This is a genomic window from Methylocystis bryophila, from assembly GCF_027925445.1.
In the GTDB taxonomy this organism is placed as follows: domain Bacteria; phylum Pseudomonadota; class Alphaproteobacteria; order Rhizobiales; family Beijerinckiaceae; genus Methylocystis; species Methylocystis bryophila.
The window spans coordinates 873,775-893,685 of record NZ_AP027149.1; the positions used below are offsets into that span (position 1 = coordinate 873,775).

Genomic DNA, 19,911 nt, shown 5'->3' on the forward strand with positions numbered 1-19,911 from the left:
AAATCTAAGCGCGCGGTTCCCTCTCCCGTGAAAACGCTACGGCATTCACACATCGTGGTTTGCGGCGGACGCGGAACTCTGATTCCTTCTCCCGCGTGATTTGGGAGGTTGGGGATGTCGGAGGTTTCGCTGGGGCGGTTTGGCGACCGTCGCCTGGAAAAAGGGGGGCGTTTTTGCACGCCCGTCTGGTGTCGGCGGTCGGTCGGGGACTACGGGTGCGACGGTTGGGCGGGGATCGGGCGGGAGAAATTCGCCTGACCCGCTTCCTTCGCAATCGGAATGTGAGCCCCGGCGAGATGGCTGCGCATGCGGCGGAGCGTCTCGGTCTGCGTTGCGCGGATCGCCACGTGCTGGCGATCCAGGACACCACGGTGGTCAAGTCTTCCGGCGGCGGCGGGCTTTATCTGCATGTTTGCGCGGCGGTGGACGCGGACGACGGGACGCTGCTGGGCCTGGCGCATGCGCGGTTCCTCAAGCGCGAGGAAGGCCGCAAGGGGCAAAGGCGGGCCCTGCCGACCGTGGCGAAGGAGAGCCAGCGCTGGCTGGAGGGGGCGGACGACGCCGCGCGGGCCTGCCGGAGCGCGCGCGAGATCACGATCGTCGCGGATCGCGAGAGCGATATTTACGCCGCCTTCGCGCAGCGTCCTGCGCAGGCGCATATGATCGTGCGTGCGGCGCAGGATCGCAGCCTCGAGGACGGCGGGCGTCTGTTCGCCACAGCCGACGCTCTGCCCGAGGCGGGACGAACCCGGCTGGATTTGCCGGCCAAACCCGGCCGCCCCGCGCGCCAGACGACCTTGGCGGCGCGCTTTTCCCGCATCGAGCTGAAGCGGCCCAAAAACAGCGTCGACGAAGGCTTGCCGGAAAGCTTGAGCCTGCATCTCGTCGATCTGCGAGAGGTCGATCCGCCTTCCGGCGAGACCATCCATTGGCGGCTCATAACCACCTATCCCGTCGCCGATTTGCGCGAAGCTCTGCAAGTCGGGGAGCTTTACCGCCGCCGCTGGGCGATCGAGCAATTGTTCCGCACGATGAAGACGCAGGGCTTCGACATTGAAGGCCTGCGCATCGAGGACGACGTTCCCCGCTGCAACCTGGTGATGGCCGCGCTGATCGCCGCCGTCACCGTCCAGCAACTCGTCCACGCCCGCGACGGCGGCGGCGCAAAAGGCCGATTGCGCCCAGTCAGCGACGCTTTCGAGGAAGCCGACATCCCCCTCCTCGAAGCCCTTTGCGCCACGCTCGAAGGCAAAACGCAAAGACAAAAGAACCCCCACCCCAAAGGCTCTCTCGCCTACGCCGCCTGGGTCTGCGCACGCCTGGGAGGCTGGACCGGATACTACGGAAAACCAGGCCCCGTCGTCATGCTCCAGGGTTGGCTCCAGTTCCAAGCCGCAAAGCAGGGCGTCAACGCAATCACGGCAAGCCAAGTTGTGTGAATCTGGTAGCCGCTGGCGGGGAGAGGGTTAGGGTGAGGGGCCGGGGCAATTATCGACCCGACCGTCAAAAAGCCAGAACCCGAGCGCAAATCGAAGCGTCGCGGAATCTCGCCAAGCCCCTCACCCCGGCCCTCTCCCCGCAGGCGGGGAGAGGGAGAGACGCCCTCGTTGCCCTGGCCCCTGAACCCTCTCAATTCCGCATCGCGCCCGTGCGGACGATCGTGCCGACATGCTCGCCGCGCAGCGCGGCGGTGAGGCGGCCCGGCACCAGGCCGTTCACGACCTGCACATGCTGAATGTGGCGGGCCGTCGCCATCACCTCGAGCATGGCGCGGTCGAAGGGCAGGGGACCGGCAGACTTCGCGAGATCGGCATAGCTCGTCTCGTGCAGCAGCTTCGCCTTGTCTCCGCCCTTACCCTTGGGGTCGGCCGTGTAGACGCCGTCCACATCCTCGACGATCGTGAGCCCCGCGGCGCCATAGGCGTCCGCCAGCAGAAAAGCGCCGGTGTCGGCCCGGTGCGGCGGGATGCGCGAGCCCGGAAACTCATGGTGGTGATAGGGCGGGAAGGCGCTGCCCACGACGGCGCGCGTGGCCGTCAGATGGATGGCGAGCTGGTTCGCGATGGTCGGGTGCTCGATATAGGAGACGCCCTCCGGCGCGAGCAGCGCTGCGAGCATATGCCCGTTCTGACCGGCTTCGCTCGCCGCAAGCGGCGCGAGCGACCCGACGGGGAGGCCGAGGTCGAGCCCGACGCTGTAGAGATGGCGGGCGCGCACGCCGGCGCCGGTCAGGATGAGCAGGCGATGCTCGGGGAGGAGCTTACGGATCTCTTCGACGAGCGGCAGAATCGCGTCGGCGCCGCGATCCATGATCGAGCGGCCGCCAATCTTCACGACCTGGACCCAGGGGAGGAGCCGGATCGGCCGCCCGCCGGCGACAGGGCGGGTCAGCTCGCTGTCCAGAAGCGTCTGGCGCGCGAGCGGCGAGGCGACGTGCTTGATGCTCTCGGCTTGATTCGTCATGATTTTGATCTCTAGCTCGCGGTGATGAGGGTGCCGACGTGCTCGCCGTTGAGGGCGCGCGTCAGATTGCCGGCGACGAGGCCGTTGATGACCTGCGCCTCGCGGACATGCTTCGCCGCCTTGAGCAGATCGAGCATCGGAAACTCGAGGATCGAGTCATGCAGCCCGCGCGCCTTCATCTCGTCGACCGAGATTTTCGGGATGAACTTGGCGCTCTTGTCGGTCTTGGGATTGGCCGTGAAGAGCCCATCCTCGTCCTTCACGAAGATCATCGCCTTGCAGCCGAACTGCTCGGCCAGGAGGAAGCATCCGGCGTCGGTGCGGTAGGGCGGGATGACGCCCTCGGGCGCCGGGCGCATCCAAAGATTATACGGCGGCATGCCGCTGAAGATGACCGCGTTCACCTCGGCGAGATAGAGCGGCACGGCCGAGAGGCCGGCGTCGCTGACATTGGAAATGCCGTGCTTGGCGAGAAGCTGCCCGAGCATCGCGGCGTTCTGGTCGGCGACCGAGGCGCCGAGCTGCGAGAGCACGCCCGCCGGAAGGCCGAGCCCGGCCGCGATCGAGTAAAGGTGCCGCGCCCGCGTGCCCGCGCCGGTGCCGATGAGGAGCTGGTGGTTCTTGCGGACGGCGACGATTTCTTCCACGAGCGGATAGACCGCCGAGCGCCCGCGATCGATGACGCTCTGTCCGCCGATCTTGATCACCGTGGCGTCCGGGAGAATCCGGTAGTCCGCCGCCGTCTCCGCGACCGCGAGAAGCTCGGGGTCGGTCAGCGAGCGCTGCATCAGGAGCGCCTCAATATCCGCTGTCGTGTTCGCCATGGTGACGCCTATCGTTTGCATTGTGTACTTTCAGGGCTCACATAAGCGCGACAGGGCCCCGAGGCAATGAGAAGCGCATCGCCGGACGCAAATTTTTCTTGGGCCGTTCAATAAGCCACAATTAAAGCGCCGGCCATAATGTATAAATACAGAGTATAATAACTAATATACTATTAATACGATCTGTAAATGGAATTTATGATGAGATAGTTAGAATATAATTGTAATAAATTCGACTGAAGCGCAAGATTTACGGGGTCTCCCTTGTGAGTCTCAGGTTATATTGCAACGGAATTCGACTTGTGCCTTTCGCAGCTTTTTGCTCTTTCAGGCGCAAGGTAGAGCCACGCGCATGGTGGAGCTTGCGCGCTCGTCCGCGGTTCTCGAAGGCCCTGGACGCGGCGCGCGGCAGCGACTAAGCAGCGGCTCCGCCCCAAACAGGACACGCGCCGCCCATGACGACCCGCATCGACCAGCGTTTCGCGCAATTGAAAGCCGAGGGGCGGGCGGGGCTCGTCACCTTCCTCATGGCGGGCGATCCGGATCTCGGGACGTCGCTCGAAATCCTCAAAAGCCTGCCCGCCGCCGGCGCCGATGTGATCGAGGTGGGCATGCCCTTCACCGATCCGATGGCGGACGGCCCGGCCATACAGGCTGCGGGCCTGCGCGCGCTCAAGGCGGGGACGACGCTCAAAAAGACGCTCGCGCTCGTCGAAAGCTTCCGCGCCCTCGATCGGACGACGCCGATCGTGCTGATGGGCTATTACAATCCGATCTATGTTTATGGCGTCGAACGCTTTCTCCAGGCCGCAAAACAAGCGGGCGTCGACGGATTGATCGTCGTCGATTTGCCGCCTGAGGAAGACGACGAGCTTTGCCTTCCTGCCCGCGCCGCGGGGCTCAACTTCATCCGCCTTGCGACGCCGACCACGGACGACCGGCGATTGCCGAAGGTCCTCGAAAACACGAGCGGCTTCGTCTATTATGTTTCTTTGACGGGGATCACGGGGGCGGCGCTCGCGGATTATTCCGGGGTCGAGGCCGCCGTGACGCGCATCAAGCGTCATACGAATTTGCCGATCGCGGTTGGCTTCGGCGTGAAGACGGCGGAAGGCGCGAGCCAGGTGGCGCGCGCCGCCGATGGCGTGGTCGTCGGCACGGCGCTCGTCAATGCGCTGAAAGAGACGCTCGACGCTGAGAATCGGGCCGCGCCGCAAACCGTGGCGGCGGTGTCGGAGCTGGTCACGGCGCTCGCCGGCGCCGCTCATGGCGCCCGCGGCGCCGGTGACGGCCGCCGCGCCCGGCCGAGCTGGTTGCGCCGAATCTTCGGGAGAATCGCGCCATGAACTGGTATTCGAACGTCGTCCCGCCAAAAATCAAAGCGATTCTCAAGCGCGAGGCGCCCGACAATCTGTGGGTGAAATGTCCCGAAAGCGGCCAGCTCGTCAATCACAAGGACATAGAGGCCAATCTCTTTGTCGTTCCGGGGTCGGGCTATCACATGCGCTGCCCGGTTGAGATCAGACTCCAGAACCTGTTCGACAAGGGCGAGTTCGAGGAGCCGCCGCCCCCGGAAGTGCCGGTCGATCCGCTCAAGTTCCGCGACATCAAGCGTTACGTCGACAAGCTCAAGGAATATCGGGTCAAGACCAATCGGCAGGACGCCGTGACGATCGCCGTGGGGCGCTTGCACGGGCTTCCGGTCACGGTGGCGGTGCAGGACTTCGAGTTCATGGGCGGCTCGCTCGGCATGGCGGCCGGGGAAGCGATCGTCGCCGCCGCGACCTTGGCGCTCGAGAAGCGCACGCCTTTCATCATCTTCACGGCGTCGGGCGGCGCGCGCATGCAGGAGGGCATGTTCTCGCTCATGCAGATGCCGCGCACGACGATCGCCGTGCAGAGGCTGCGCAAGGCGCGGCTGCCCTATATCGTCGTCTTGACCAATCCGACGACCGGCGGCGTCACCGCCTCCTATGCAATGCTGGGCGACGTTCAGATCGCCGAGCCCGGGGCGATCATCGGCTTCGCCGGCGCCCGGGTGATCGAGCAGACAATTCGCGAAAAGCTGCCGTCAGGCTTCCAGCGCGCGGAATATCTCAGAGATCACGGAATGGTCGACATGGTCGTGGGGCGCAAGGAGCTGCGCGACACGCTCGGACGGCTTTGCGGCTTGTTGACCCGGGCCCCGCCGGGCCGACCCGCCGCAGCTTGAGCCGCTCTTTGGAAACGGGACCGAATTGGGGATGAAAATCCTGCTCGAACAGCCGACTCTATGTGGAGACTCGTTGGCCGGCCAACGACTCTCCGCATAGCAGGCGGGACACGCGCCTCATGGATCAGCACGACGCGATGCTGTCGCGCCTTCTCGACCTGCACCCCAAGAAAATCGATCTCTCGCTCGGGCGCACCGAGCGTCTGCTCGAAGCGCTTGGGCGCCCCGATCTCGCCCTGCCGCCGACGATCCACGTCGCGGGCACGAACGGCAAGGGCTCCACGCTCGCCTTTCTGCGCGCGATGCTGGAAGCCAGGGGCGCGCGCGTTCACGTCTACACGTCGCCGCATCTCCTGCGCTTCAATGAACGCATCCGGCTCGGGAGCGAGGGCGGCGGTAGGCTCGTCGACGATGCGGCGCTGCAAGACGCCTTGGAGACCTGCGAAAGGGCCAATGGCCAGCAGTCGATCACCTTCTTCGAGATCACCACCGCGGCGGCGTTTCTGTTGTTCTCACGCACGCAGGCCGACTGGCTCCTGCTCGAGACGGGGTTGGGCGGCCGCTATGACGCCACCAATGTGATCAAGGCCCCGAAGGCGACCGTCGTCACCTCGATCTCCCTCGATCACCCGGAGTTCCTGGGGGAAACGATAGAGAAGATCGCGATGGAGAAGGCCGGCATCTTCAAGCCCGGCGCGCCGGCGATCATCGGCTTTCAGCGCGAAGCGGCGCGCGACGTTCTCGAGCGCCAGGCGCGGCGCGTCGGCGCGCCGGTCGCCATCGCGGGAGAGGATTTCCACATTTATGAGGAGAGCGGCCGCCTCGTCTTCGAGGACGCGCATGGCCTCCTCGATCTGCCCGCGCCGCGCCTGCAGGGCCGCCATCAGCACGAAAACGCCGCCGCGGCGATCGCCGCGCTGCGCGCGATCGACCCTGATTTTCCGTCCAAGGCCATGGAAAGCGGGCTGCTCAAAGCCGAATGGCCGGCGCGGCTGCAACGCCTCTCGCGCGGCCGTCTCGTCGACGCCGCGCCGGCGGGCGCGGAAATATGGATCGACGGCGGTCACAACGAGGATGGCGGCCGCGTGCTCGCCGAGGCCATGGCCGAGTTCGAGGAGAGAGAGTCGCGCCCCCTCGCGCTCGTCTGCGGCGCGCAGACGACGAAGGACGTGCGCGCCATGCTGCGCCATTTCGTGGGACTGGCGCGCGAGGTCATCGCCGTCCCGGTCGAGGGCGAGCATAAATGCTGGCCGCCTGAGGAAGTCGCCGCGGCGGCGCAAGCGATGGGGATCTCCGCGCGGTCGGCCCCGAGCTTCGAGCGCGCTGTCGAAATGCTCGCCGCCACGTCTTTCGAGCGGTCGCCCCGGGTCCTCATCGCCGGATCGCTTTATCTTGCCGCCTGCGCGCTCGCTTTCAACGGCTCGCGAATCGAATGAGCGCTCCCTTGGGATTTGTTATAGAGACGGCCGGTCCCGCCGATTTGGCGCGAGTTTTGGGCAGATCTTCATGACCTTGATGCTCGCCAGCGTGCTCTCGAGCGCGGAGGCCGACACCGCCGTCGACTGCGGAGTCGATATCGTCGACTGCAAGGACGCGCGGCGCGGCGCGCTGGGCGCGCTGTCGCTCGACGAGGTCGCGAAGATCGTCGCTTCCATCGCGAAGCGGCGGCCCGTCAGCGCCGTGGTCGAGCTGCCGCACGACGCGTCTCAGGCGCGCGCGGCGATCGAGGCCGCCGCCGCGACGGGGGTCGATTTCGTCAAATTCGCGCTGCCGATGACGCCCGACCTTCACGAGGTCGTCGACTCGCTCGCCCCGCTTTGCCCGAGAATCCGACTCGTCGCGGTGCTCTTTGCGGATCTTGGCCCCGATCTCGAGGCGCTGCCGCTGCTCGCGCGCGCAGGCTTTCACGGCGTGATGCTCGACACCGCGCATAAGGGGAAGGGACGCCTGCTCGACCATGTCGGCGTCGGCGCGCTCGGCGACTTCGTGTCGCGCGCCCGCGCCCTCGGCCTTTCAAGCGGGCTCGCCGGCTCGCTAGAGGCGCCCGACGTCCCGCGCCTCCTGGTGCTTGCGCCTGACGTGCTGGGCTTTCGCGGCGCGCTCTGCGAGACGGGCGATCGCCAAAGAGCGCTTTCGCCCGCGGGGGTGAAGCTCATCCGCGAAATGATCCGGCGGCCGCATGCGCCCGCGCCGCGCTACGCAGAGGTTGATCACGTCTTCGTGCGCGATCTCGTCATGCCGGTCGACATCGGGGCCTATGGCTTCGAGCGCGGCCATAAGCAGCGGGTGCGTTTCTCGATCGACGCGGAGGTCTTTCGCGACATCGGTCCCGACGACATGCGCGGCGTGTTCTCATACGACGTGATGACGGACGCGATTCGGATCGTCCTCGACTCGGGTCATATCGAGCTCGTGGAGACCATGGCCGAGCGCGTGGCCGAAAGCGTTCTCTTGCATGAACGCGTCCGCGCGGTGGAGGTCGTCGTCGAGAAGCTCGACGTGGCGCCGCCGGCTTCGGTCGGGGTGCGCATCCGGCGCGAGCGGGCGCATCACACATCAGCGCTGCACGCCAAGACGGGCGCATGAGCGAAGACCGGCGCAAGAGCGCGCTCGTCGCGAAAATCGGCGGAAGCCTGTGGCGCTCGCCGCTGCTTTCCCGATGGATCGCGGCGCTCTGCGCCTATCCCGGACCGCTCGTCCTCGTTCCCGGCGGCGGCCCCTTCGCCGATGCGGTGCGCGCGGCGCAAGGCCCGATGCGCTTCTCGGAGCGCGCCGCGCATGAGATGGCGCTGCTCGCGATGGAGCAATATGGGCTCGCGCTCTGCGACCTTTTCGGCGGGCTCGCCTTGGCGGCGACGCAGCAAGAGGCCGCCGCTCTGCGCGCCCAGGGCAAGACGCCCGTCTGGCGCCCGCGCGCCCTGGCGCTCGAAGCGGGGCTCCCCGCGTGCTGGGACGTGACCTCGGACAGCCTCGCCGCCTGGTACGCGCGGAAAAGCGGCGCGTCCCGGCTTCTCCTGATCAAGAGCGTCGATGCCGGCGAGGCGAGCGAGGCAGGAAGCCTCGTCGACCCCTGTTTTTCTCAATACGCCCGGGGATTAAGCGTCTGCCTCCTTGGCCCCAAGAATGTCGAGGAAGCGGAGAGATTTCTGCTGCTCGGCGACATCCCCTGGCGAAGCGCCCCGCTCGCCTCCGGCGACGGCGAGAAGATCTCGGTCCTGTCTTGAGCGCGCCCGAGAAGCGGACGACGGGCCTCAACGATGACGCGAGGTGCATTGCGACCGCCGCGCTGTTTCTCGTGAGTAATCGCGTGCTCACCTATACGCTGTTTGTCGGAACATGTCTTGTTCAAGGGCTACGATTAATCTAAAGCTCTGTCGAAGCAAAATGCGAAAAACGAAAGCTTGCCGCGATGACGCCTGCCACTCTCGTTATTGGCAACAAGGGCTATTCTTCATGGTCGTTTCGGCCCTGGATGGTCATGAAGGAGTTCGCGATTCCCTTTCAAGAGGAAGTGGTCCCGCTATACCGAGAGAACTCGAAAGCGAAGCTCCTGACTCATTCCAGCGCAGGAAAAGTCCCGGTGCTTATCCACGACGGGCTGCACGTTTGGGACTCGCTCGCGATCATTGAATATCTGGCGGAACGCTATCCTGCGCTTCCCATCTGGCCGCGCAAGATTGAAGCTCGCGCCCATGCGCGAGCGCTTGCCGCCGAGATGCATGCGGGCTTCACTGCCTTGAGAAAGGAATGCCCCACGAATTTCCGTCGCAAGACGAGCCCCGTCTCTTTGAGCGAAGCGGCAAGCGCGGACCTCTCGCGAATCGACGCCGCGTGGCGTGAAGCGCGGGCGCGCTTCGGGGAGGGCGGCCCGTTTCTCTATGGCGCATTTAGCGCCGCGGACGCGATGTTCGCGCCGGTCGTCAATCGGGTGGAAATCTACGGCCTGCCTGTTTCCCCGGATTCACGGACTTTTGTGGAGGCTGTGAAAAATCTTGCCTCCTGGAAGAGTTGGCATGCAGGCGCCCAAGAAGAGGAGTGGAGGCTGCCGCAATTTGAGCTGGCCTAAAGAAAGCGGCCGCCAAGCTGCGGCCCAGCGCCGGCCCCGCCCAAATTTACAGGAGCTTGCCCGGATTGAGCACGCCCTTGGGGTCCAGCGCCGCCTTGATCGCCCGCATCGCGGCGAGCGCGGTCGGGTCCTTGGTCTCGCGTAGCAAGGCGCGCTTGGCTTGGCCGATGCCGTGTTCGGCCGAGATCGAGCCCTTGAGCGAGACGACGAGGCCGTGGACGGCGGCGTTGACCTCGGGTCGGCGGGCGAGGAAAGCCCGTTTCTCCATCTCGACCGGCTGCGAGATGTTGTAATGGATGTTGCCGTCGCCCAAATGGCCGAAGGGCACGGGACGCGCGCCGGGAACGAGCGCCTCGACGCGCCGCGCCGCCTCCTCGATGAAGGCCGGGACGGCCTTCAGCGGCAATGACACGTCGTGCTTGATCGAGCCGCCCTCGCGCTGCTGCACTTCCGACATGGCTTCGCGCAGGCGCCAGAACTCGGCGCGCTGGGCGAGCGAATCGGCGATCGACGCGTCGAGCGCGAGGCCCAGATTCGTCGCCTCCTCCAAAAGATCGATAATTTTTCCCTTAAGCGCCTCCTCGTCTTCCTGCGTGGCGAATTCGACGAGCGCATACCAGGGATAAGCGCGCGAGAAGGGATCGCGCGCCGGCTTCGCATGCTTGAGGACGAAGTCGACGCCGATTCGCGGCAAGATCTCGAAGGCCTCGAGCGCGGCGCCGAGCCGAGACTTGCAGAGCGCGAGCAGCCGCAGCGCCGCTTGCGGCTCAGCCAAGGCGACGAAAGTCGCGACGCGCGCGCGCCGCAGCGGAAACAGCTTCAGCGTCGCCGCCGTGATGACGCCGAGCGTCCCTTCCGAGCCGATCATGAGCCGCGTGAGGTCATAGCCTGTATTGTTCTTCCGCAGCGTCGAGAGCGTCGAGAGCACGCGTCCGTCCGCGAGCACCGCCTCGACGCCCAGCGTCAGATCGCGCGTCGAGCCGAAGCTCAGAACATGCACGCCGCCGGCGTTCGTCGCGAGATTGCCGCCGATTGTGCAGGAGCCTTCCGAGGCGAGCGAAAGCGGGAAATAGCGGTCGGCGGAGAGAGCCGCTTCCTGGGCGCGCGCCAAGGTCACGCCGGCTTCGAGCGTCATCGCGTCCGAATCGGGGTCGATCTCGCGAATGCGATCGAGTTTTTTCAGCGAGAGGAGGAGTTGCTCGCCCGAAGCGTCCGGTGTCTGGCCGCCGACGAGGCCTGTGTTACCGCCCTGGGGCACAACGCCGACGCCGTGCTCGTTGCATAAAGCGAGGATTTTTGCGACTTCAAAAACTGTTTTCGGAAACACCGCCGCAAGAGCGCAGCCTGAAAAATCGCCGCGCGGCTCTTGCATCAACGCGTCAGACGAATCGGGTCGGGCAAGGAGGTTTTCTTTGCCGACAATCGCCGCTAAGCGGGCGAGCAAATCCATCGCGCCATTCCGCTTGCGTCGAAGCCTCCAGCGAAGCGTTAGCGCTTCGCTTCCGGCTCACCCCGCCGATTCGTCTCAGCGATGGCGAAAGCGATCCTTGCGCTTGGCGTAGACGTAAACAGCCTTTTTGGCCGGCCGACGGGCGAGGACGACACTGCACAAGGCGGCAGCGATCAGCGCAGTCATCATGACCATCTCCTTCCAGATTAGCGAGAAAGCCAGGGACTTTCCCATTCACGCTGGATTATGACGCAAATGCTATGCCTGTTTTTTACGAGCGGCAAGCGAAATTCAGAGTGCTTCTCGACATTGCCGTTCGCTGTGACCTTTCTGTCACATGCTTCGCCGGCGCATTGACCAGGCTGCTGTCAGGAGACTCCCCAATTATGGCCAAATCATGCATGCAACCCCTTCGCGCAAGAACGAGCCTCTGCTTCAATGTGACGCGGCTCGAGAGAAAAGACGCCCTGGGCGGCGCTTGAGGCGGAACACTGTTCCCGCGTCTCTGTCGACCCAGATAATAAGGATCGAACCTGATCATGCGCATCGCGATCGAGCCGCCGCTGACATCCGTGCTCCGACAATGCCGACGTTTTCTCTTCGAACGAATCCGGTCAAGGCCGCGCCCATAGACGCGCAAAGCGAGGACGCGAGCCAGGCTTTCCCAAGCTTCCGCGAACGTCCGCCTTGGATCGGCCGCGACCTGCAGACTTTGCGCAATTTCTTGCGTGGCGATCCGGGTGAGCTTCTTGGCGGCGAGCGGCTGCTGCTCGCCATGCCGGATGGCGACAAATTGGCGGCGCGTCTCGACAGGCCCATCAAACAAAACGTGATCTATTTCAAAAGGGTAGAGCGCGATGCGTGCGAAAAACCGGTTTCCGCTTTTTCGCATCGCGCGCTTGTCGTGCTCGTGCATGGTCTCGCAGGATGCGAATCGAGCCACGATACGGTGGCGACGGCGCGTCATCTCGTGAGCGAAGGCTGGAGCGTGCTGCGGTTGAACCTGCGCGGTTCCGAGCCCTCGCGTCCGACCTCGACGGGCCGTTACCACGCCGGAAGAACCGAAGATCTCGAGGCGGCGCTGCGCGCGCTTCCGCGAGAGCTCGCCCTGCACGGGATCATCCTCGTCGGCCATTCGTTGGGCGGCAATCTCGTGCTGAAATTCATGGGCGAAGCCTACTATGACCTCCCCGTCCTGGCGGCGGCGGCGATCTCGACGCCGCTCGATCTTGCGGGAAGCTGCGCGCGCATGATGGAGCGGCGAAATCTGCCCTATCATCGGCACATGCTGCGGGCGATGAAGCTCGAGGCGCTGGCCGAGAGCGCGGCGCTGACGAGCGTGGAGCGGGCGACGATCGCCGCAGCGCGCAATGTCTATGAGTTCGACAACAATTTTGTCGCGCCGCATTTCGGCTACCGCGATGCGCTCGACTATTACGAAGCCAATCGCTCAGGCCGCTTTCTTGCGGGCATAAAGACGCCGACGCTGATCGTGCACGCCTTGGACGACCCGTGGATACCCTCCGCCTGCTACACGACGATCGACTGGGCGCGCCTGCCGATGATCGAGACGGCGCTGACGCCGAACGGCGGACATCTGGGCTTTCACGGCGTCGGCAGCGCCACGCCCTGGCATGATCGCGTGACGGCGCTCTGGCTTTCGAAGCAGGCGGCGGTCAGGCTGCATTAGATCACGCTGCGTTCAGGCGGAAGCGCCTGAACGCAGAAAACGTGATCGACTCTAAAAGTTTAGAGCGCGATTTGTGCGAAAAACCGGCTTCCACTTTTTCGCATCGCGCTCTAATCTGCGTTTGAGCTTCCGCTCACGCAGCGTGAACTAGCGCGTTTCCCGCTCGAACGGAATCGTTCGAGCGGGAAGGAATCGCGCCAAATCAAAAGGGTGGAGCCTGTCCTGACCGGAAAACCGCTTCGCACTTTTCCGGGACATGCTCTAGGCCCGAGGACGGAGGCCGCGAGGATCGAAGAAAGGCGTGAGCGACACGCATGCGCGAATGCGCTCGCCGGCCACGTCGAGCTCGTAGCTTCCCTTGCGTAGAAACTCTTCGTCGACCCCGCCCGCGTGGCGAACATAACCATAGCCGATCGCTTTGCCGATCGTATAGCCAAAGCCGCCACTCGAAAGCCAACCCACGCGCTCGCCATCGCGGTAGATCGTCTCTCGGCCGAGCAGCGTGACTTCGGGATCGTCCACCGAAAACCCGACGAGCCGGCGCGAAAGAGGCTCCTTCGACATTTGCTCAAGCGCCTCGCGTCCTTGAAACGCCTGGTTCGATTTCAGTTTCACGGCCCAGCCTAGTCCCGCCATCAGTGGCGTGTGATCCGGTCCGATGTCGGCGCCCCAGGCGCGATAGCCTTTCTCCAGGCGCAATGACTCGATTGCGCGATAGCCGGCGTTGGCGAGACCGAAAGGCGCGCCCGCCTCCATCAGGCGGTCATAAACCGAGACCGCAAACTCCACCGGGACATGCAGCTCCCAGCCCAGCTCGCCGACATAGGTGACGCGGATCGCCGTCACGGGCGCGCCGGCGACTTTAATTTCACGCGCCGTCATGAAGGGAAAAGCGGCGTTGGACACGTCGTCGGCGCAGCAGGAAGAGAGAATCTCGCGCGCACGGGGTCCCATGAGCGCGAGCACAGCGTTGGAGGAGGTGACGTTGATCAACGTCGCATCCAAGCCTTCGGGAATGGAGCGCTCGATCCAATCGAAATCATGCGTCGCGAAGCCTGTGCCCGTCACGATGTAATAGCGATCGCGTTCGAGCCGCGTGACGGTCAGATCGCATTCGATCCCGCCCTTGCGGTTGAGCATCTGCGTGTAGATCACGCTGCCCGGGGGCTTCGCCACATCATTCGCTGCGATCCAAGACAGAGCGGCTTCCGCGTCGCGTCCGACGAGGAGCGCTTTGGCGAAGCTCGTTTGATCGAAGAGCGCGGCCCTGTCGCGGCAAGCGTGATGCTCGCGCCCGACGGCGTCGAACCAGCCGGGCTTATTGTAAGAATAGCGATCCTGCGGAACCTCGCCCGCAGAGAGATCCGCGAACCAATTGGGGCGCTCGAATCCCATTTTCTCGCCGAAGCAGGCGCCGCGCTGCTGGAGCCGGTCATAGAGCGGCGAACGGCGCAAAGGGCGTCCCGAGCCGTATTCTTCCGCGGGCCAGGCGATGGCGTAATGCCGGGCGTAGGCTTCCAGCGTCCGGTTGCGCACCCAGCCGAGATCCTGGTGATGGGGACCAAAACGACGAATATCGACCGCCCAGAGATCGAAGGGCGGCTCGCCGTCCGCGACCCATTCGGCAAGCGCCATGCCGGCGCCGCCGGCAGAGGCGATGCCGAAGGCGTTGAACCCCGCGCCGACGAAGAGATTGCGAACTTCCGGCGTCTCGCCGATCATCCAATTGCCGTCGGGCGTGAAACTCTCCAGCCCGTTGATCATCTGCTTCACGCCGGCCGACGCCAGCGCCGGCACGCGGCCGAGCGCGAGGCTCATGATCGGCTCGAAATGCTCCCAGTCGTCCTCGAGCAGGCGAAAGGCGAAGTCGTCCGGGACATGCGTCTCGCTCCAGGGAATCGGATTGGGCTCATAGCCGCCCATGACGAGTCCGCCGACCTCCTCCTTGTAATAGGTCAGGCGATCCGGATCGCGCAGCGTCGGCAGGGATGCGGTCACGCCCTCGATCGCCTCGGTGACGATATATTGATGGCGCACCGGCGTGAGCGGGACGCAGGCTCCCGCGCGCGCGGCGAGGCGCGCCGTCCATTGACCGCAGCATAAGACGGCCTTTTCACATTCGATCCGTCCTTGGTCGGTCAAGAGCCCCAGCAGCCGGCCATTCTCGACGATGAGGTTCGTGACCGACACCCCCTCGAGGAATTTCGCGCCGGCGAGGCGAGCGCCCTTGGCGAGCGCCTGCGTGATGTCGGAAGGGTTGGCTTGTCCATCCGTCGGCAGGAACGCGGCGCCGATGACGTCGTCCACATTCATGAGGGGCCAGAGCGCCTGCGCCTCCTTCGCGGACAGCAGTTGCATCTCCAGCCCGAAACTGCGGGCGGTCGTGGCCTGGCGCTTCACCTCGATCCAGCGGTCGGGGTTGCAGGCGAGCCGCAAGCCGCCATTGCGCTTCCAGCCAGTCGCGTAGCCCGTCTCCGCTTCGAGCTTGTCGTATAGCTCGACCGAATAGCCCAAGAGCCGGGTGATATTGGCGTTGGTGCGCAATTGGCCGACGAGGCCCGCGGCGTGCCAGGTCGAGCCGGCGGTGAGCTGATGCCGCTCGAGGAGCAACACTTCCTTGCCGCGCTTCGCGAGATGATAGGCGACCGAGCAGCCGACGATTCCGCCCCCGACGACGATGACTTGCGCGCTCTTTGGAAGGTCCGTCATGCTCTCTCAAATTCCTCGAACGCCGCGAAAGCCGCCTCGAAGCGACGAAGGTTCTCTTCGGTGTAAGCGACGTAATCGAAGTCTATCATCGATTTGATCTCCGACACCATGCTCCACAGGGATTCGCGCAAAAGCGATGCGCAGACCATCGCGCGTAGCCGCCGCGAGAGCTCGTCGCTCGGGGTCCGCTCGAAATAGGCGGCGAGCATCGCCTCGTTCTCCTCGGCCGTGAAGCCATTGTTGGAGGAAAGACCGCCGAGATCGAAGAACGGCGTGCCCCAGCCGGCGTAATCCCAGTCGATCAGCCAAAGGCGCGCGCCGTCGTCGATGAAATTCGCCGCGAGCAGGTCGTTATGACCGAAGACGAGGTCGATCGGGCCGAGGGCGTGCTCCAGGCGCTGCGCGCGCTCAAGCAGCCGGGGGAGAAGGGGAATCTTGCGGCTCTTCTCCTCGACGAGCGTCTGGGCATAGTCGTGGATGACGTGGAACACGTTGAAGCAGAGCGTGGGGCCGCGAAGATGCGCGCGCAACTCATGATGCACGCGCTTTGCGAGCGCGACGCAACGACGGAGATTCTTGCGAACGTCTTCGGGACCGTAGGTTTGCCCCTCGATGAAGTCCATCGCGAGAAAGGGCGGCGCGGCATAAAGCACCTTGGGCGAGATTTCCGCCGCCGCCGCGGCCTTCGCCGCCGCCAATTCATTGAAGCGCATGACGCCATGCGCCGGAATGTCGCCGCCGTAGCGCACGACGACGCGACGCCCCTTCTCCGACACGAGATAATTCTTATTGGTTATGCCGCCGGCCAACGGCTCGATCTCGATGGGGCCGCTCCAAAGCGGAAGGGCGCTGATCAATGATTCGGGGTCGGATGCGTCGGCGGCCATCGCGAATTGCCCTGGAAGCTAGCTCGCTAAGACTTAAAACGGTCGCGCGAGGGTGACAAGCCGGCTCTCGGGCGCTAGCTTTGAGCGCTTCACTGCGACGGCGCCTCGCCATGTATTCGATCGATGTGCAGGGAACCCGCTTTCGGTTTGACGACCTCAAAACGCTGCTGGCGAAGGCCTCGCCGCTGCGCTCGGGCGATTGTCTGGCCGGCGTCGCGGCGGAGAGCGCGGTCGAGCGCGTCGCCGCGCAGATGCGTCTGGCCGAAGTGCCCCTCGCGCGCTTCCTCGAAGAGCCGCTCATCCCCTATGAAGACGACGAGGTGACGCGGCTCATTCTCGACACGCATGACCGCAACGCCTTCACGCTTATTGAGGGCTTCACCGTCGGAGAGTTCCGCGACTGGCTGCTTTCCGATTATGCGACGGGCGACGTCCTCGCTGATCTCGCAAAGGGAGTGACGCCGGAGATGGCGGCCGCCGTCTCGAAGATCTCGCGCAATCAAGATTTGATCGTGGTCGCGGCGAAGATCCGCGTCGTCACGCGCTTTCGAGACAGCATCGGGCTGCCCGGCACGCTTTCCTCGCGCATTCAGCCCAATCATCCGACCGACGACCGCAGGGGCGTGCTCGCCAGCATCGTCGATGGACTGCTGCTTGGAAGCGGCGACGCGGTGATTGGCGTCAATCCGGCGTCCGACAGCCCGCAACGCTGCCATGAGCTGCTGCTGCTCATCGACGAGCTGCGCGAGACGTTGGAGATTCCCACCCAATCCTGCGTGCTTGCCCATGTGACGACGACGCTCGAGCTCATGAGAAAGGGCGCGCCGGTCGACCTCGTCTTTCAATCCGTAGCGGGAACGCAAGCCGCCAACCGCAGTTTTGGCGTCGACCTCGCGCTCCTGCGCGAGGCGAATGACGCGGCGCGCGCCTTGCGACGCGGAACGGTCGGCGACAATGTGATGTATTTCGAGACCGGCCAAGGCAGCGCGCTCTCCGCCGACGCCCATCACGGTTGCGATCAGCAGACGCTCGAAGCGCGCGCCTATGCGGTCGCGCGCGCCTTCCAACCTCTGCTCGTCAATACGGTCGTGGGATTCATCGGCCCGGAATATCTTTTCGACGGAAAGCAGATCATTCGCGCCGGGCTCGAAGATCATTTTTGCGGGAAGCTGCTCGGCCTGCCCATGGGCTGCGACGCCTGCTACACCAATCACGCCGAAGCCGATCAGAACGACATCGACGATCTGCTGACGCTCCTGGCGGTCGCCGGCGTCAATTACGTCATGGGCGTTCCCGGCGGCGACGACGTGATGCTGAACTATCAGAGCACGTCTTATCACGATGTCGCCGCTGTCCGGCGCCTGTTGAACCTCGGTCCCGCCCCGGAATTCGAAGACTGGCTGGCGCGGACGGGCCTCGGCGGCGGCGTGGCGAAAACGCAAAGCCTGCCGGTTTCCCTAAAACGCCTTCTGGCGGAGGATTGAGCCGTGACCGATGAGCAGCCCGTCCTTCAGGATCGTCTGGCGGCGCTGAAAGCCGCGACGACGGCGCGAATCTTCTTGCCCACGGCGGGCTCGGCCGTTGCGACCAGAGCCAGTCTCGCCTTTCAGCTGGCGCACGCCAATGCGCGCGATGCGGTCGAGGACCGACTCGATGCGGAGGCGCTAGCCGACAAGCTGCGGGCTCGCGGCCTGGAGGCGCCGCTCGTCGAGAGCGCGGCGACCAGCCGACGCGCCTATCTCATGCGGCCGGATCTCGGGCGTCGCCTGGCCGAGCCGGCGCGCGCGCGTCTGCTGCCGCTGGCTGGCGACGATGATCTCGTCTTCGTCGTCGCCGATGGTCTCTCGGCCCGCGCCGTCGAGGCGCATGCGCTCGCGCTGCTCGACGCGGCGCTCCCCCTGTTTCGCGCGAAAGCTTGGAAGATCGGTCCTGTTGTCGTCGTGTCTCAGGGTCGCGTCGCGATCGGCGACGAAATCGGCGCGCTCTTGGGCGCGAAGCTCGTCGTGGTGCTGATTGGAGAGCGGCCCGGGCTCTCCTCGCCCGATAGCCTCGGCGCCTATCTCACTTTCGCGCCGCGCATCGGCTGCGTTGACGCCGAGCGAAACTGTCTTTCGAACATTCGTCGGGAGGGGATGGGCTACGCCGAGGCCGCAGCGCGATTGTTCTATCTCGCCACGGAGGCGCTTCGAAGAAAGGCTTCGGGCGTCGCGCTGAAAGACGAGTTCGGGGATACAGATTCCGCTCCGCTTCTCGACGGACATGACGGCTGAGCTGCTCGTCGCGCTACCCCTCATTCGTCGAAGCGGACGACATCGTTTAACGCGACCATAAGCTTCCCGTCAGGGCTTGCGAACCCCTGATCGAATTTCTCGCTCGCAAGCGCCTCGAGCGTGGTCCGCCCCGCTTCGACCTCGACCCGCAGCATCTCGTCTGCCGGCCAACCCAGCGTGGTGGCGACGACGTCGGGGATGATGACCTCCACAGTCTGATCAGACCCGGCAACCCGCATCGGGAATGCAAAGCAGCCGGCCTGACGTTCGACCTTCGCCTCGACTTTTTGGAGCGGCATGGGACGATCCTCCCTGAGCCTGAGAATATGTCCCGGAAAAACGCGAAGCGGTTTTCCGGTAAGGACAGCCCTAAGTTTTTGATTTGGAGCGCGTCCTATTCGATCGCGCGGAATCACGCGATCGGGACGCGCTCGAGAGCGTGATCTTGCGTGCGGAAAGCTTAGGGCGCTTCGAGACTGCTTCAAGCGCGTCGGCATGGCCCCAGGCGACATTTTTGTGGTCCGCTGAGCGGGAAATCCTAGCTTTCATCCAAAGCCGTTCATGCGCCAGCAACGCCCATTCCAACCCCCGCATCCGAGGGAGACAATCATGAAGGTCCTCATCGTCATCACGTCCCATGACAAACTCGGCGACACGGGACGAAAGACCGGCTTCTGGCTCGAGGAACTCGCCGCGCCCTATTATGTCTTCAAGGACGCCGGGGCCAAGATCACGCTCGCATCGCCGAAGGGCGGCCGTCCCCCGCTCGACCCCAAGAGCAACGAGCCCGAATTTCGCACCGAGCTCACCCTGCGGTTCGAAAAGGACGCCGCTGCGGAGGCTCTGCTTGGCGAGACTGCCCGTCTCGACGGCGTCGATCAGAAGGATTTCGACACGGTTTTCTATCCGGGCGGACATGGCCCCCTGTGGGATCTCGCCAATGACGCGCGCTCCGCCAAGCTCATCGAGTCTTTTCTTGCGGCCGGCAAGCCCGTGGGCGTTGTTTGTCATTCCACGATCGCGCTGCGTCACGTCAAAACGCCGGACGGCAAGCCTTTGGTCGAGGGCAAGGAAGTCACAGGCTTCACCAATGGCGAAGAAGAAGCCGTGGGGCTCACCAAAGTGGTCCCCTTCCTTGTCGAGGACGAGATGTTGAAGCTTGGCGCCGTCTTTTCAAAAAAGGCGAACTGGGCCGTTCACGTGGTCAGCGACGGGCCTCTGGTGACGGGACAGAATCCCGCCTCCTCCGGCCCGGCCGCAAGCGCCCTTCTGGCGAAGCTGAGGCAGTCGGCGAGAATGGCCGCGAGCCGCTGACGCGGAACAAGATCAGTATTGCGGGA

At 64.5% G+C, this 19,911-nt stretch carries 17 protein-coding genes; 11 read left to right on the top strand and 6 right to left on the bottom strand.

Going from position 1 to position 19,911, the window contains the following annotated elements; translation table 11 throughout:
* The first annotated feature begins 173 nt into the window (after nt 1-173).
* Nucleotides 174-1,439, top strand: coding sequence for an IS4 family transposase (locus QMG80_RS04020; protein ID WP_245299882.1), 1,266 nt, complete (start codon nt 174-176; stop codon nt 1,437-1,439).
* 190 nt (nt 1,440-1,629) lie between these two features.
* Here QMG80_RS04020 and QMG80_RS04025 read toward each other — a convergent pair whose 3' ends face one another.
* Entirely contained in the window at nt 1,630-2,463 is an 834-nt protein-coding gene (locus QMG80_RS04025) for an amino acid kinase family protein (protein ID WP_085771645.1), read from the bottom strand.
* A gap of 11 nt (nt 2,464-2,474) precedes the next feature.
* The gene (locus QMG80_RS04030; RefSeq protein WP_085773663.1) at nt 2,475-3,287 is read right to left on the bottom strand and encodes an amino acid kinase family protein; all 813 of its coding nucleotides are present in this window, start codon (nt 3,285-3,287) and stop codon (nt 2,475-2,477) included.
* Nucleotides 3,288-3,742: 455 nt separating this feature from the next.
* On the opposite strand from QMG80_RS04030, the gene trpA reads away from it, so the two are divergent.
* From trpA to QMG80_RS04060, 6 genes are all read left to right on the top strand, one after another.
* Complete coding sequence (gene trpA, locus QMG80_RS04035; protein ID WP_085771646.1) at nt 3,743-4,633, top strand: tryptophan synthase subunit alpha; 891 nt, start codon at nt 3,743-3,745, stop codon at nt 4,631-4,633.
* Entirely contained in the window at nt 4,630-5,499 is an 870-nt protein-coding gene (gene accD / locus QMG80_RS04040) for an acetyl-CoA carboxylase, carboxyltransferase subunit beta (RefSeq protein WP_085771647.1), read from the top strand. Before trpA ends, accD begins: the two co-directional genes overlap by 4 nt.
* Before the next feature lie 119 nt (nt 5,500-5,618).
* Nucleotides 5,619-6,935, top strand: coding sequence for a bifunctional folylpolyglutamate synthase/dihydrofolate synthase (locus QMG80_RS04045; protein WP_085771648.1), 1,317 nt, complete (start codon nt 5,619-5,621; stop codon nt 6,933-6,935).
* A 70-nt stretch (nt 6,936-7,005) separates the two neighbouring features.
* On the top strand, nt 7,006-8,085 hold the full coding sequence (locus QMG80_RS04050; RefSeq protein WP_085771649.1) for a (5-formylfuran-3-yl)methyl phosphate synthase: 1,080 nt from the start codon (nt 7,006-7,008) through the stop codon (nt 8,083-8,085).
* The gene (locus tag QMG80_RS04055; RefSeq protein WP_085771650.1) at nt 8,082-8,723 is read left to right on the top strand and encodes an amino acid kinase family protein; all 642 of its coding nucleotides are present in this window, start codon (nt 8,082-8,084) and stop codon (nt 8,721-8,723) included. The genes QMG80_RS04050 and QMG80_RS04055 overlap by 4 nt, the downstream gene beginning before the upstream one ends.
* Before the next feature lie 185 nt (nt 8,724-8,908).
* Nucleotides 8,909-9,565: a glutathione S-transferase family protein gene (locus QMG80_RS04060; protein WP_085771651.1), complete on the top strand. Its 657-nt coding sequence runs from the start codon at nt 8,909-8,911 to the stop codon at nt 9,563-9,565.
* A 46-nt stretch (nt 9,566-9,611) separates the two neighbouring features.
* On the opposite strand, the gene QMG80_RS04065 is transcribed toward QMG80_RS04060, so the two are convergent.
* Nucleotides 9,612-11,015 (bottom strand): FAD-binding oxidoreductase, encoded by a 1,404-nt coding sequence (locus QMG80_RS04065; protein ID WP_085771652.1) that lies wholly within the window; start codon nt 11,013-11,015, stop codon nt 9,612-9,614.
* Between the two features lie 583 nt (nt 11,016-11,598).
* On the opposite strand from QMG80_RS04065, the gene QMG80_RS04070 reads away from it, so the two are divergent.
* A complete protein-coding gene (locus QMG80_RS04070) occupies nt 11,599-12,705 on the top strand; it encodes a YheT family hydrolase (RefSeq protein WP_085771653.1) in 1,107 nt (368 codons plus the stop codon).
* 261 nt (nt 12,706-12,966) lie between these two features.
* Here QMG80_RS04070 and QMG80_RS04075 read toward each other — a convergent pair whose 3' ends face one another.
* Nucleotides 12,967-15,414, bottom strand: a complete 2,448-nt coding sequence (locus tag QMG80_RS04075) for a GcvT family protein (RefSeq protein ID WP_085771654.1) — start codon at nt 15,412-15,414, stop codon at nt 12,967-12,969.
* Nucleotides 15,411-16,301, bottom strand: coding sequence for a choline kinase family protein (locus QMG80_RS04080; RefSeq protein ID WP_085771655.1), 891 nt, complete (start codon nt 16,299-16,301; stop codon nt 15,411-15,413). The genes QMG80_RS04075 and QMG80_RS04080 overlap by 4 nt, the downstream gene beginning before the upstream one ends.
* Before the next feature lie 110 nt (nt 16,302-16,411).
* Here QMG80_RS04080 and QMG80_RS04085 point away from each other — a divergent pair, with 110 nt between their 5' ends.
* A complete protein-coding gene (locus tag QMG80_RS04085; protein WP_085771656.1) occupies nt 16,412-17,785 on the top strand; it encodes an ethanolamine ammonia-lyase subunit EutB in 1,374 nt (457 codons plus the stop codon).
* 3 nt (nt 17,786-17,788) lie between these two features.
* On the top strand, nt 17,789-18,571 hold the full coding sequence (gene eutC, locus QMG80_RS04090; RefSeq protein ID WP_085771657.1) for an ethanolamine ammonia-lyase subunit EutC: 783 nt from the start codon (nt 17,789-17,791) through the stop codon (nt 18,569-18,571).
* Between the two features lie 20 nt (nt 18,572-18,591).
* On the opposite strand, the gene QMG80_RS04095 is transcribed toward eutC, so the two are convergent.
* Nucleotides 18,592-18,870 carry a hypothetical protein gene (locus tag QMG80_RS04095; RefSeq protein WP_085771658.1) on the bottom strand — a complete coding sequence of 93 codons (279 nt, stop codon included), beginning with the start codon at nt 18,868-18,870 and terminating at the stop codon, nt 18,592-18,594.
* A gap of 310 nt (nt 18,871-19,180) precedes the next feature.
* Here QMG80_RS04095 and QMG80_RS04100 point away from each other — a divergent pair, with 310 nt between their 5' ends.
* Nucleotides 19,181-19,885, top strand: a complete 705-nt coding sequence (locus QMG80_RS04100) for a type 1 glutamine amidotransferase domain-containing protein (protein WP_085771659.1) — start codon at nt 19,181-19,183, stop codon at nt 19,883-19,885.
* Nucleotides 19,886-19,911: the final 26 nt, after the last annotated feature.